This window comes from Variovorax sp. LjRoot290 (assembly GCF_964253985.1).
Taxonomy (GTDB): Bacteria; Pseudomonadota; Gammaproteobacteria; order Burkholderiales; family Burkholderiaceae_C; genus Variovorax.
Window position 1 is genome coordinate 4,566,478 of sequence record NZ_CAXURW020000001.1, and the last position, 11,753, is coordinate 4,578,230.

Below are 11,753 nucleotides of genomic sequence, written 5' to 3' on the forward strand. Positions count from 1 at the left end.
AGTATGGGAAAAGGGCTCTCAGGCCGCAACGGCGGCGCCGAAGCGCCAGCGCAGCCGCACGCCGCCGCTGTCGGTGGACTCGAGTGCCGGAATGGCCGAGAGCAGCTTGCGCGTGTAGTCCTGCTGCGGATGGTCGAACACCGCGTCGCGCGTGCCCTGCTCGACGATGCGTCCGTCCTGCATCACGATCACCCGGTCGGCCACCTGCTCCACCACGCCGAGGTCGTGGCTGATGAAGAGGCACGAGAAGCCGTGGCGCTTCTGCAGTTCGGCGAACAGTGCGAGCACCTGCGCGCGCACCGTCACGTCGAGCGCCGAGACCGGCTCGTCGGCGATCACGAATTCGGGCCGGCGCACGACCGCGCGCGCGATCGCCACGCGCTGCCGCTGGCCACCCGAGAGCTCGTGCGCGTGGCGCGGCGCGAAGCCCGATCCGAGGCCCACCTCGTCGAGCACTTCCTGCACGCGCCGCCCCTTGTCGACGGCAGACATGTTCCGCAGCAACCGCAGGCCTTCGCCCACCAGCTGGCCGATGGTCATGCGCGGGTCGAGCGAGGCGTACGGGTCCTGGAAAACCATCTGGCACTGCAGCCGGTAGTCGAACCAGCGGGGGTCCGAGCGCGCGATCTGCCGGCCGCGGAACAGGATCTCGCCGCCGCTGGGCCGCAGCAGCCCGGCGATGGCGCGCCCCAGCGTGGTCTTGCCCGAGCCCGAGCCGCCGACGACCGCCACCACCTCGCGCGGGCGCACCGCCAGGTCGATGCCGTGCAGCGCGCGCTTGGGTACCGCCTTGGCGAAGAGCCGGCGATGACCGGGATAGTCGACGACGAGGTTGCGCACCTCGACCACCGGCGCTTCCTCCGCCACCGGCCGCGCGGGTAGGCGCCGCGGCATGGCCTCGAGCAGCTCGCGCGTGTAGGGGTGTTGCGGGCGCGCAAGCAGGTCGTCGGTGTTGCCGATCTCCTTCACCTCGCCGTGCCGCATCACGACCACGCGCTGGGTGAAGCGGGCCACCATCGGCAGGTCGTGGCTGATCATCAGCACGGCGGTGCGGTGCTCGCGCGTGAGGCCGACCATCAGCTCCAGCACGTCGCGCTGCACCACGGCGTCGAGCGCGGTGGTGGGCTCGTCGGCGATCAGCAGCGCGGGCTGCAGCAGCATCACCGAGGCCAGCATCATCCGCTGTCGCATGCCGCCCGAGAACTCGTGCGGCCACGCACCGAGCGCGGCCTGCGGATCGCGAATGCCGACGCGCGCGAGCATGTCGAGGATCAGCGCGCGGCGCGCATCCGGCGGCAGCTCGCGCCGGTGCAGCGCCAGCGCCTCGCCGAGCTGGCGGCCGATGGTCATCGACGGGTTGAGCGAGGTCATGGGCTCCTGGAACACCATGCCGACCCGCAGGCCGCGCAGCTCGCGCAACCGCTGCGGCCTTGCCTGCGCAAGGTCTTCACCCTCGAAGAGGATGCGGCCTGCGGTGCGCACCAGCGGCGGCGGCGTGAGGCCCATGATGGCGCGCGCGGCCTGCGTCTTGCCGCTGCCGGATTCGCCGACGATGCCGACCATCTCGCCGGGCGCGATGTCGAACGAGACCTTGCGCACGATCTCGCGGCCGCCCGCGCCGACGGCGAGCGTGAGGCCCTCCACGCTGACCAGAGGTGTCGTCGTCATTGCACGCCTTTCATGCGCGGATCGAGCCAGTCGCGCACCGCATCGCCTAGCAGGTTGATGCCGAGCAGCGTCAGCGCGATGCACAGGCCGGGAAGAATCGAAAGATGGCTGGCCTGCGCCATGAAGGGCCGCGCCGAGGAGAGCATGTTGCCCCATGTGGGCGCCGGCGGCGGCACGCCGAGGCCCAGGAACGAGAGAGCGCTCTCGGCCAGGATCACCCAGCCGAACATCGAGGTGGCCAGCACCGTCAGCGGCGCGGTGCAGTTGGGCAGCACGTGCCGGAACATGGTGTAGAGCTCGGAGTTGCCGAGCACGCGCGAGGATTCGATGAACTCCTTCTCGCGCAGCGACAGCACCGTGCCGCGCACGATGCGGGTGACCGAGGGCGTGTAGGCCAGGCCCAGCGCGAGGATGATGCCGTACTGGTTGGCGCCGACCACCGCGAGCAGGCCCAGCGCCAGCAGCAGGCCGGGGAAGGCCAGCAGCGCATTGTTGAAGGCCATCACGATGCGGTCGGTCCAGCCGCGCAGGAAGCCGGTCAGCACGCCGACGATGCTGCCCGCGACGATGGAGAAGCTCACCGTCAGCAGGCTGATCCAGACGCTCGTCGAGGCGCCGGCCATGAGGCGCGAGAATTCGTCGCGGCCGAATTCGTCGGTGCCCAGCAGGTAGCTGCCGCCCGGCGGCCTGAGGCGGGAACCGAAGTTGATTCGCAGCGGATCGTGCGGCGTCCAGAACTGACTCAATACCGCCGCGAGTGCGACGGCGCCGACGATCAGGATGCCCACCAGGGCATTGAGGGGAATGCGTTGCTTGCGGAATTTCATTCGACAGCCACCCGTGGGTCGAAGATCGGATAGCAAAGGTCGATGACGAGGTTCACCGACACGTAGACCGCGGCGACGAACAGCAGGCAGCCCTGGATCACCGGGTAGTCGCGCGCGAAGATCGCGTCCACCAGCAGCCGGCCGAGGCCGGGAATGGTGAACACCGTCTCGACCACCGCGATGCCGCCGAGCAGGTTGCCGAGCACGAGCCCGATCAGCGTCCAGGTCGGGCCGAATGCGTTCTTGAAGGCATGGCGCATCAGCACCGCACGCTCCGACAGGCCCTTGGCGCGCGCGTGGGTGATGTAGTCGAGGCGCAGCACCTCGAGCGTGCTGGCGCGCGCCATGCGCATCAGCACGCCGATCTCATGCAGGAAAAGCGTGAGCACTGGCAGCACCAGGTAAAGCAGGCCGGCCCTCCAGTCTTCGGCGAGCGACACGTAGCCGACCACCGGCAGCCAGCCCAGCTTGAGGCCGAACAGCAGCAACAGCAGCAGGCCGAGCCAGAACGTCGGGATCGACACCAGCAGCGTGGCCGAGCCGACGAGCAGCAGGTCGGGTGCGCGGTTCTGCTTCCAGGCGGCGATCATGCCGGCGGGCACCGCCACCAGCGCGGCCAGCGCCACCGCGGCCAGCACGATGCGGCCGCTGATGAGGAAGCGCTCGGCCACCAGCGGCAGCACGTCCTGGCCGCTGTTGATCGAGGTGCCGAGGTCGCCCTGTAGCACGCGGCCGAACCAGATGCCGAACTGGGCCGGCACCGAGCGGTCCAGACCCAGACGGGCGCGCAGGTCCGCAAGGCTGGCGGGCGTGGCCAGGTCGCCGAGCAGCAATTGCGCGGGGTCGCCGGGAATGAGCCGTATCAGGATGAAGACCGACACCGCCACGATGAGCAGTGTGGGAATCGCCATCGCGATGCGGGCCGCAGCGAAACGGAACATGGGCCTGTCTCCTTGCGCGTTCTCAGCCCGGGATCGACGATGGCGACGGGGACGGCGTGGCGCGAAGCTCGCGCAGCACGCGGGCGAGGAAGTCCTGCACCCGCCCGACGCAGGCCAGGCCGTTGTGCGGCACGTTGTCCAGCAGGTCGAAGACGACCTGCACGCCGGCCGCTTCGAAGGAGCGGCGCAGGGTTTGCAGCCGCTCGGGTCGCGTGGGGCCCGCGTCGTTGGCGCCCGGCATGAAGTGCTTTCCGCCGGGCCTGTGGGTGATCTCCCAGGTCTCGATGTCGGCCTTGCCGGCCACCATGTGGACCGGCACGCGGCGCAGCGCCTCGAGGTCGAGCGGCTTGCCGAAGCGGGTGTCGAAATCCTGCGTGCCGACCCACCAGCCCTGCTGCGGATCGATCTGCGTCACCGAACCGGGTGCGCCGATGGACACGGCCCACAGGCGCTCCGGGTGCAGCAGCGCGAAGCGGTTGGCGAACTGCCCGCCGCCCGAGTAGCCGAAGAGCGCGAAGCGGTTGAAGTCGCAATCGAACTTCTCGCCCACCTCGGCCACCATGTCGAGCAGGATCCGGTCGTAGCGGATGTCGGCCTCGATCAGCTGCTTGAAGCCGTCGCGGTTGCCGTCGCCGCGCACGCCGACCGGAAACAGCGGGCACAGCACGATGCAGTCGTTCCACTTGGCGAAGCCGCTGAAGGCCTCCCGGTAGTTGACGAAGGCGCGGCCGGTGCCGTGCATCACGACGATCAGTTGCATGGGCCGCGTGCCGGCGCTGCCGATGTGGTGCGGCACGTAGGTGCAGTACGAGAAGCGCGGATCGCTGCGCGAGGCGTAGATGGTGCTGGGACCCAGGTCGTAGATGGCGCGTGCGCGCTGTTCGGCCTGAACGAAAGAAGCCTCGGGGGTTTCGAGCATGGCGGTGTGTAGGTGCGTATGAAAGGGTATGCGCCGGCGGCGGGCTACAACGTGTATTCCTGGAAGTTGCGTGCCTCGTAGGGCTTGCGCGCGATCCACATCGTCTTGTTGCCGGCGTCGATCAGGGTGGTCGCCACGGTGGCGGAGATGCTGGCGAAGCTCGCGGGTTTGGGCGAGCGCAGCACGCCGTCGGGCTTGCCGAATTCATCGGCGAGGATCGCCTTCACATGGTCCCAGCCGATCGGGCCCGAGACGCGGCGCAGCGCGTTCTCGACCCGGTGCTGGCGGTAGAGGCTGTCGACCCGCTCGCCCATGTACGGGTCGCGCAGCTTGACGCGCGCGGCCGGGCAGAGCCAGTGGTTGGTATGCACCAGCAGGTCGTCCTCGGGCATGACCCAGAAGATCTCGCCCGGCGAGGTTTCGAGGCTCATGCCTGCGCCGTCGCCGGCACCGGCCTGCGCCAGGATCATGTTGTTGGCGCAATAGCGCCGCGAGTCCCAGATCGCCCGCATGGCCTGCGCCAGGTTGGCGGCTTCGAGCACGCGACGGCGCAGCAGCACCAGCGGCACGCCGGCGCCCTTGCGGAAGTCTTCGTCGCTGGAGAGGGAGTTGCCGGTCAGCGAGACGCCATTGGCATTGAAGCCATGGCGCGCAAGCGCGCCGGCCTCGGTGAAGCTCAGGATGTCGGGACCCTCTTCTCGGCGGATGCGCAACACGATGCCGGTGTCCACGCATTCTTCGCGCCAGTCCCAGTTATGGGCATGCATGAGGCGGCCGGTGGCTGAGCGGCCGGGCAGCACGAGCAGGCCGGTGCAGTCGCCGTCTTCCGACGACGGGGCCTTGGCCGGTGCTTCGAGCGACTGCTGGAGGTCGGCATGGCCGAACATCATCTCGGTGCGGCAGTTGATCGTGATGACGTCCTCCAGCGTCGCACCCGCGCCTTCGGCGATGCCGCGCAGTTCCTCGAGATAGGTGGCGTCATAGGCCTCGATGACCTGGGCCATCGATTGCGCGAGGCGCCGCAGCGTGGCCTCGTCGACGCCGCGTTTGCCGAGCTGCGACTTGTAGAGCGCGATGCTGCGCGCCACGCGCTCAGGCACGGCGCGGCCATGCTGCACGCCACGCGCATGCGGCGTGCCGGAAACATCGACAAGGGGAAAGTATCGGGGGGTTGTCATGTTGCTTGAGCCACTTTGTCATTCGCTTGTCGCCGCGAGCGGGTAGCGATGGGGGTGGATTGTTTTGCAAGAACAGAAAAAGATAAATTTAAAAATCATTTAGCATCAATAAAGAAATTGTTTATCTTGAAGCTGTCTTCATCCGTGCCTCGGCCATGAGCACCATCCGCTTTCTTCGCACCTTCGTGGCCGCAGCGCGAGGCGGTTCCTTTGCCGCGGCAGCCGATCAGGTCGCGTTGACGCAGGCGGCCGTCGGCCAGCAGATGCGCGCGCTGGAGGCGGAGCTGAAGAAAACGCTCTTCGACAAGACCGGCCGCACCATGACGCTGAGCCCTGCGGGCCATCTGCTGCTGCCACGGGCCGAGGCACTGCTCGCGCACTACGAGGCGATGCGGCAGGACCTGCAGGACCAGCGGCAGATCGCCGGAACCATCAAGCTCGGCTCGCTGATCTCGGCCATGGGATTGCTCTCGAGCACGCTGGCAACGCTCAAATCGCTCCATCCCAACCTCGAGGTCGAGCTCAGAGTCCGGGAGCAGTCGCGACTGGCGGAGGACGTGATGAGTGGAGAACTCGATGCCGCGGTGGTCGTTGAGCGCCCATGGCCGGACAAGCCCGGCTTGCTGTGGACGCCCTGCTACGAAGAGACGCTCACTGTGATCGCGAATTCGAGCATCGCCGCGCTCGACACCCCCATTGCGGGCTTGTTCGCAAACCATCCCTTCATCCGCTTCGACCGGCGCACGCCGACGGGTGCACGCATCGACCGGATCCTGCGCCGGCTGCAGTTGGTTCCCAGGGAGTTCCTGGAGCTCAATTCGCTGCTCTCGATCGTCGAACTGGTGCGAAAGAACGTGGGCTTCACCATGGCGCCGCTGCTCAATAACTTCGATTGGGAAAGCGACCCCGGACTGCGCGTGCTGCAGCTGCCCGGCCGGCCGATTGCCCGTCGCCTGGGCATGCTGGAGAGCGGCCGGCGCAGCCACATCACGGGCGTGGTTCGCGAGGAGCTATTGGCGCACCTCCGCCGGGCGAAGCCCGGCGGCCGATCCATCGCCAGCGTCTCATCGTGAAAGCACCGTCAAGAACTTTCAAGCGCGGGGCAACACGAGCCGAAAGGCACTGCCGCGCCCCAGTGCGCTGTCGAGCAGCGCCTTGCCGCCGTGCCGCTGGGCCACGGTCTTGACAAAGGCCAACCCGAGCCCGGCCCCGTCGATGTTTGCTGTGGCGCTGCCTCGAACGAAGGGCTCGAACACCTGCGTCCGGAGTTCTTCGGCGATGCCGGGTCCTTCGTCCTTCACCAGCACGGCCCATGCACGCGGAAGCGATTCGACCGCGCAGGTGATCGACGAGCCCGCCGGCGAACAAGGCGAGATCGAACTCCTTCTGCGTCAGCGCAACAGGCCTGCCGTCGATCTCCAGTTGCCGGGTCGCAAGCACGAAGCGGTAGCGTCCCCAGACCTGCTCTTCGGGCTGCGTGTCCAGGTAGGCGCGCCGCAGCAGCGCGCGCACGCGAGCGGCCAGCTCGCCTACCCGCATGGGTTTGACCATGAAGTCGTCCGCCCCCGCTGCATCGGCTTGAACCACAAAAAGCGGTGAGCCTAGGCCCGGTCAAAAGATCACTTGCGCGCTCCCCAAATCGTCCACGATCACGCTGAAATCGCGTCCACGATCAGCCTGAAACGCCGTCCACGATGCCCTGAAATACGCAGTCCCCGCGAGCCGTGCACGACCATGGAGCCTTGAGCGGCCCGGCCTTGCCTTCGGGAGGCAGATCACTTCGCCTAGGTCCGCTAAGGGCGCTGAGGGCATCTTCGATCGGGGTCAGGGACTTGGTGGCACTGCACACTCAGGATCGAACGACTTAGGAAGCGCGGCGAGCTTTCCTTCCATCAAACGAAGGCGCCGGCTTACGGCAAGGGCAATGCACACGCCCAGCATTGCTTGCATGAGCCGCTTCCGCTTTCTTGTATCGATGGTTGAAGCACTCCGGTCTGGAGCGTTCGAATGGGTGCTGTTCGAATCCTTCGATGACGTGCCTGGCTTTGAGCCCTTGGCACGCTCAGATCTCAGCTTCCCAACATACAAGAGCGCCTGGGAAGCCGGGTGCGTGGCACTTCAATCCCGCATGGACGATCCAAAACTGGACCTACTCGACGACGAGGACTGAGCAGCGCTGACCAGCTCAGTTGCCTTGGGACGAAGCGCCAGATTGCTGTTCTCGGATCAGGAACTCGTCGATCCAGGCGCGCGCCTTGGCCGCAAGCAGCTTCCTTGCTTTTGCCTCTTCGGATACGCCGCCAACTCCGATTCGGAACATCACTTTCCCGGCCCGCTTTACATCGGCAAAAAAATAATTGCCTTCGCCTACGGGCTCAGATCCAAACTCGATCGTCCAGTCTGGCGGAGCAGCAGGCGGATCGGCGTGGTCGCGCGCCGGGGAAATGTTCATCGGTGGTCAATGGTGAGACTTCTGCAGCCCAGTATGCGCCACTCCTGCTCGGACGCAACGGGGGCAATGTCATGGGTTTGACGGCTGATCCCGCAGCAGAAGACGGCCCCCCGGCCGGGCGCCTCCTCCCCCACTGGGGGCGCGGCGAGTTCAAACTAAGCTGCAAAAAATTCAGGCTAAAGTTGAAAACCGCCGACTGTGGAACGCCACTGGAGATTGAGCACCAAGACGGCTTAAGTCATTGATCCGAAAGGGCGCACCGGGGAACTGCGCCGTTGATCGTTCAGCTCATGCGCCGCTAGACATTCGATCCTGTGGTCTTCACGCCTCCGAACATTGAATTTTTCGCTCCGGCCCGGAGCCATAGGGGCAGAATTTGGCGGCTACGTGCTTGCCGACGAATCACTTCTTCGGCGGCTTGAATGCACGTACCTGTCCCAATCTAGGAGAACCAAGATGGTCAGCAAGAACACGATTTGTCTCTGGTACGACGGCACCGCGTTGGACGCCGCGAAGTTCTACGCCGAGACGTTCCCGGACAGCGCGGTGGGAGCTGTCCATCGCGCGCCTGGCGACTATCCCGCGGGCAAGCAGGGCGATGTCTTGACGGTCGAGTTCACGGTGATGGGCATCCCTTGTCTCGGACTGAACGGGGGCCCGGCGTTCAAGCACAACGAGGCTTTCTCGTTCCAGGTTGCGACCGACAACCAGGCCGAAACGGACCGCTTGTGGAACGCGATTGTCGGAAACGGCGGCCAGGAAAGCGCATGCGGCTGGTGCAAGGACAAGTGGGGACTGTCGTGGCAGATCACGCCACGCGCCCTGACGGCCGCGATCGCCGATCCTGATCGAGCGGCGGCCAAGCGCACGTTCGAAGCCATGATGGGGATGAGAAAGATCGACATCGCTGCGATCGAAGCGGCTCGGCGCGGCTGACGCTCCCGATGCCGGCCCAGCCCCCGTCGCCGCGACAGCACGCACGCGGAACGCCACGATTTTTTACGGCTAGAACTCCGCCGCATCAAGGGGCGGTGCGCCCTCCTTCCCTCTCAGTGTTGGCCTAGGTTGGCCCTCGAAAGGTGTGCCGCCAGCGTGTGTGCAGTTCGCGCGAGCGTCACCTGAGCATGGCTTCGTTCTCGACTCTCCTTGGACCGCCGGGCCTTGAAACCCCGCCAAATGCCCTTATGATTAGCACTCGCTGAAGAGGAGTGCTAACAACCCCCCGCTTCCAGTGGCTGGGCAGCCGGCAACCATGCCAGCGCCCGAACCAAACCCCGTTTCTTATCCAGGAGATGCAATGAAACTTCGTCCTTTGCACGATCGCGTGATCGTCAAGCGCATTGAAAGCGAAACCAAGACCGCCTCGGGCATCGTGATCCCCGACAACGCCGCCGAGAAGCCCGACCAGGGCGAAGTGCTGGCCGTCGGCCCTGGCAAGAAGAACGACAAGGGCGAACTCGGCGCGATGAGCGTCAAGGTCGGCGACCGCGTCCTGTTCGGCAAGTACAGCGGCCAGACCGTCAAGGTCGATGGCGACGAGCTGCTGGTCATGAAGGAAGACGACCTGTTCGCGGTCGTCGAGAAGTAATCAACCCCTCTATCTGAATTCGGAGAAATCTCATGGCAGCAAAAGACGTAGTCTTCGGCGGTGAAGCCCGCGCACGCATGGTCGAGGGTGTCAACATCCTGGCCAACGCAGTCAAAGTGACCCTGGGCCCCAAGGGCCGCAACGTGGTGCTCGAGCGCTCCTTCGGCGCCCCGACCGTGACCAAGGACGGCGTGTCCGTGGCCAAGGAAATCGAACTCAAGGACAAGCTCCAGAACATGGGCGCCCAGCTCGTGAAGGAAGTGGCTTCCAAGACTTCGGACAACGCCGGCGACGGCACCACCACCGCGACCGTGCTGGCCCAGGCCATCGTTCGCGAAGGCTTCAAGTACGTGGCCGCCGGCATCAACCCGATGGACCTGAAGCGCGGCATCGACAAGGCGGTCACTGCCCTGGTCGAAGAGCTGAAGAAGGCTTCCAAGGCCACCACCACCTCGAAGGAAATCGCGCAAGTCGGCTCGATCTCGGCCAACAGCGACGACACCATCGGCAAGCTCATCGCCGACGCGATGGACAAGGTCGGCAAGGAAGGCGTTATCACCGTCGAAGACGGCAAGTCGCTCGACAGCGAACTCGACGTCGTTGAAGGCATGCAGTTCGACCGCGGCTACCTGTCGCCCTACTTCATCAACAACCCCGAGAAGCAATCGGCGTTGCTGGAAAACCCCTTCGTGCTGCTGTTCGACAAGAAGATCAGCAACATCCGCGACCTGCTGCCCACGCTGGAGCAAGTCGCCAAGGCCGGCCGTCCGCTCTTGATCATTGCCGAAGAAGTCGAGGGCGAAGCCCTGGCGACGCTGGTGGTCAACACCATCCGCGGCATCCTGAAGGTCGTGGCCGTCAAGGCACCGGGCTTCGGCGACCGCCGCAAGGCCATGCTGGAAGACATCGCCATCCTGACGGGCGGCAAGGTCATCGCTGAAGAAGTGGGCCTGACGCTCGAGAAGGTGACGCTGGCCGACCTGGGCCAAGCCAAGCGCATCGAAGTGGGCAAGGAAAACACCATCATCATCGACGGCGCCGGCGCTCCCGCCGACATCGAAGCCCGCGTGAAGCAAGTGCGCGTGCAGATCGAGGAAGCCACCAGCGACTACGACCGCGAGAAGCTGCAAGAGCGCGTGGCCAAGCTGGCCGGCGGCGTGGCCGTGATCAAGGTCGGCGCTGCCACCGAAGTCGAAATGAAGGAAAAGAAGGCTCGCGTCGAAGACGCCCTGCACGCCACCCGCGCTGCTGTGGAAGAAGGCGTGGTGGCCGGCGGCGGCGTGGCGCTGCTGCGCGCCAAGCAAGCCGTGGGCGACAAGCTCAAGGGCGACAACGCCGACCAGGACGCCGGCATCAAGCTGGTGCTGCGCGCCATCGAAGCGCCGCTGCGCGAGATCGTCAACAACGCCGGCGGCGAAGCCAGCGTGGTGGTGAACGCCGTGTTGGCCGGCAAGGGCAACTACGGCTTCAATGCCCAGAACGACACCTACGGCGACATGCTCGAGCTGGGCATCCTGGACCCGACCAAGGTGACCCGCACCGCGCTGCAGAACGCAGCCTCGGTCGCTTCCCTGCTGCTGACGACCGAAGCGATGGTCGCCGACGCACCGAAGGACGAGTCCGGCGCCGGCGGCGGCATGCCCGACATGGGCGGCATGGGTGGAATGGGCGGCATGGGCATGTAATGTCTGCCCGGCCTCCGGCCAAATAGAAAAACCCCGCAGCGCAAGCCGCGGGGTTTTTTTTACGCTTGCGAGGCTGGACTCAGGCAGCGGCGAGCGGCGGCGCGCCGTACTCGTTGCCCTCGGGCTGGCTGGGCTGGACCATGAAGTACAGCAGCACCAGGCCCACCAGCGGAATCAGGCCGATCAGCAGCCACCAGCCACTCTTGCCAATGTCGTGCAGGCGGCGCGCGCCGGCCGACAGCAGCGGCAGCAGGAAGGCCAGGATGACGACGAAATAGACGATCTCGTGAATGAAGCCTGCCACGACGGCCACGATGACGTAGGCGAGCACGAACCACCAGTACTCGGAGCGTGATCCGCGACCCGAAAAGTCGACGTACTTGCTGAAGCAGGTCTGAATGGCTTGTTGAAAATTCATCGAACAACTCCTCTCGATAGTTCCCCGGGAAAACTCCCGCGGCCATCATAAAGGGCGGTTCGCCGGCTTTGGTGACC

The 11,753-nt window shown here is 65.8% G+C and carries 14 protein-coding genes; 6 read left to right on the forward strand and 8 right to left on the reverse strand.

Going from position 1 to position 11,753, the window contains the following annotated elements; all coding sequences use genetic code 11:
• Nucleotides 1-18: 18 nt before the first annotated feature.
• The 5 genes from ACSQ9A_RS22740 to ACSQ9A_RS22760 are packed head-to-tail and all read right to left on the reverse strand — an operon-like array spanning nt 19 to nt 5,533.
• Complete coding sequence (locus ACSQ9A_RS22740) at nt 19-1,668, reverse strand: ABC transporter ATP-binding protein (RefSeq protein ID WP_093109626.1); 1,650 nt, start codon at nt 1,666-1,668, stop codon at nt 19-21.
• On the reverse strand, nt 1,665-2,495 hold the full coding sequence (locus tag ACSQ9A_RS22745; RefSeq protein ID WP_436305279.1) for an ABC transporter permease: 831 nt from the start codon (nt 2,493-2,495) through the stop codon (nt 1,665-1,667). The genes ACSQ9A_RS22740 and ACSQ9A_RS22745 overlap by 4 nt, the downstream gene beginning before the upstream one ends.
• A complete protein-coding gene (locus tag ACSQ9A_RS22750; protein ID WP_436305280.1) occupies nt 2,492-3,436 on the reverse strand; it encodes an ABC transporter permease in 945 nt (314 codons plus the stop codon). Before ACSQ9A_RS22750 ends, ACSQ9A_RS22745 begins: the two co-directional genes overlap by 4 nt.
• A 22-nt stretch (nt 3,437-3,458) precedes the next feature.
• Nucleotides 3,459-4,355, reverse strand: a complete 897-nt coding sequence (locus ACSQ9A_RS22755; protein WP_093109629.1) for a hydrolase — start codon at nt 4,353-4,355, stop codon at nt 3,459-3,461.
• Nucleotides 4,356-4,399: 44 nt separating this feature from the next.
• On the reverse strand, nt 4,400-5,533 hold the full coding sequence (locus ACSQ9A_RS22760; protein WP_436296518.1) for a C45 family autoproteolytic acyltransferase/hydolase: 1,134 nt from the start codon (nt 5,531-5,533) through the stop codon (nt 4,400-4,402).
• A gap of 155 nt (nt 5,534-5,688) precedes the next feature.
• Here ACSQ9A_RS22760 and ACSQ9A_RS22765 point away from each other — a divergent pair, with 155 nt between their 5' ends.
• Nucleotides 5,689-6,606 (forward strand): LysR substrate-binding domain-containing protein, encoded by a 918-nt coding sequence (locus tag ACSQ9A_RS22765; protein ID WP_093109631.1) that lies wholly within the window; start codon nt 5,689-5,691, stop codon nt 6,604-6,606.
• An 18-nt stretch (nt 6,607-6,624) separates the two neighbouring features.
• On the opposite strand, the gene ACSQ9A_RS22770 is transcribed toward ACSQ9A_RS22765, so the two are convergent.
• Nucleotides 6,625-6,840, reverse strand: a complete 216-nt coding sequence (locus ACSQ9A_RS22770; RefSeq protein WP_436305281.1) for a sensor histidine kinase — start codon at nt 6,838-6,840, stop codon at nt 6,625-6,627.
• 34 nt (nt 6,841-6,874) lie between these two features.
• Between ACSQ9A_RS22770 and ACSQ9A_RS22775 the strand changes: the two genes are divergently transcribed.
• Both ACSQ9A_RS22775 and ACSQ9A_RS22780 read left to right on the forward strand, forming a co-directional pair.
• A complete protein-coding gene (locus ACSQ9A_RS22775) occupies nt 6,875-7,132 on the forward strand; it encodes a hypothetical protein (RefSeq protein WP_436293531.1) in 258 nt (85 codons plus the stop codon).
• A 349-nt stretch (nt 7,133-7,481) separates the two neighbouring features.
• Nucleotides 7,482-7,703 carry a hypothetical protein gene (locus ACSQ9A_RS22780; RefSeq protein WP_139191734.1) on the forward strand — a complete coding sequence of 74 codons (222 nt, stop codon included), beginning with the start codon at nt 7,482-7,484 and terminating at the stop codon, nt 7,701-7,703.
• 15 nt (nt 7,704-7,718) lie between these two features.
• Here the strand turns inward: ACSQ9A_RS22780 and ACSQ9A_RS22785 are convergent, their stop codons facing one another.
• Complete coding sequence (locus ACSQ9A_RS22785; RefSeq protein WP_139191735.1) at nt 7,719-7,985, reverse strand: hypothetical protein; 267 nt, start codon at nt 7,983-7,985, stop codon at nt 7,719-7,721.
• A 456-nt stretch (nt 7,986-8,441) separates the two neighbouring features.
• Between ACSQ9A_RS22785 and ACSQ9A_RS22790 the strand changes: the two genes are divergently transcribed.
• From ACSQ9A_RS22790 to groL, 3 genes are all read left to right on the forward strand, one after another.
• The gene (locus ACSQ9A_RS22790; protein WP_093109634.1) at nt 8,442-8,921 is read left to right on the forward strand and encodes a VOC family protein; all 480 of its coding nucleotides are present in this window, start codon (nt 8,442-8,444) and stop codon (nt 8,919-8,921) included.
• Nucleotides 8,922-9,282: 361 nt separating this feature from the next.
• A complete protein-coding gene (gene groES, locus ACSQ9A_RS22795) occupies nt 9,283-9,573 on the forward strand; it encodes a co-chaperone GroES (RefSeq protein WP_093109638.1) in 291 nt (96 codons plus the stop codon).
• A 32-nt stretch (nt 9,574-9,605) separates the two neighbouring features.
• Nucleotides 9,606-11,258, forward strand: coding sequence for a chaperonin GroEL (groL, locus tag ACSQ9A_RS22800; RefSeq protein ID WP_093109639.1), 1,653 nt, complete (start codon nt 9,606-9,608; stop codon nt 11,256-11,258).
• 79 nt (nt 11,259-11,337) lie between these two features.
• Here groL and ACSQ9A_RS22805 read toward each other — a convergent pair whose 3' ends face one another.
• Complete coding sequence (locus ACSQ9A_RS22805) at nt 11,338-11,676, reverse strand: DUF805 domain-containing protein (RefSeq protein ID WP_436305282.1); 339 nt, start codon at nt 11,674-11,676, stop codon at nt 11,338-11,340.
• Nucleotides 11,677-11,753 lie beyond the last annotated feature (77 nt).

Coding starts and splice junctions, on each gene's coding strand:
- ACSQ9A_RS22740 (WP_093109626.1), bottom strand. CDS start 1,668: ATGACGACGACACCTCTGGTCAGCGTGGAGGGCCTCACGCTCGCCGTC.
- ACSQ9A_RS22745 (WP_436305279.1), bottom strand. CDS start 2,495: ATGAAATTCCGCAAGCAACGCATTCCCCTCAATGCCCTGGTGGGCATC.
- ACSQ9A_RS22750 (WP_436305280.1), bottom strand. CDS start 3,436: ATGTTCCGTTTCGCTGCGGCCCGCATCGCGATGGCGATTCCCACACTG.
- ACSQ9A_RS22755 (WP_093109629.1), bottom strand. CDS start 4,355: ATGCTCGAAACCCCCGAGGCTTCTTTCGTTCAGGCCGAACAGCGCGCA.
- ACSQ9A_RS22760 (WP_436296518.1), bottom strand. CDS start 5,533: ATGACAACCCCCCGATACTTTCCCCTTGTCGATGTTTCCGGCACGCCG.
- ACSQ9A_RS22765 (WP_093109631.1), top strand. CDS start 5,689: ATGAGCACCATCCGCTTTCTTCGCACCTTCGTGGCCGCAGCGCGAGGC.
- ACSQ9A_RS22780 (WP_139191734.1), top strand. CDS start 7,482: ATGAGCCGCTTCCGCTTTCTTGTATCGATGGTTGAAGCACTCCGGTCT.
- ACSQ9A_RS22785 (WP_139191735.1), bottom strand. CDS start 7,985: ATGAACATTTCCCCGGCGCGCGACCACGCCGATCCGCCTGCTGCTCCG.
- ACSQ9A_RS22790 (WP_093109634.1), top strand. CDS start 8,442: ATGGTCAGCAAGAACACGATTTGTCTCTGGTACGACGGCACCGCGTTG.
- groES (WP_093109638.1), top strand. CDS start 9,283: ATGAAACTTCGTCCTTTGCACGATCGCGTGATCGTCAAGCGCATTGAA.
- groL (WP_093109639.1), top strand. CDS start 9,606: ATGGCAGCAAAAGACGTAGTCTTCGGCGGTGAAGCCCGCGCACGCATG.
- ACSQ9A_RS22805 (WP_436305282.1), bottom strand. CDS start 11,676: ATGAATTTTCAACAAGCCATTCAGACCTGCTTCAGCAAGTACGTCGAC.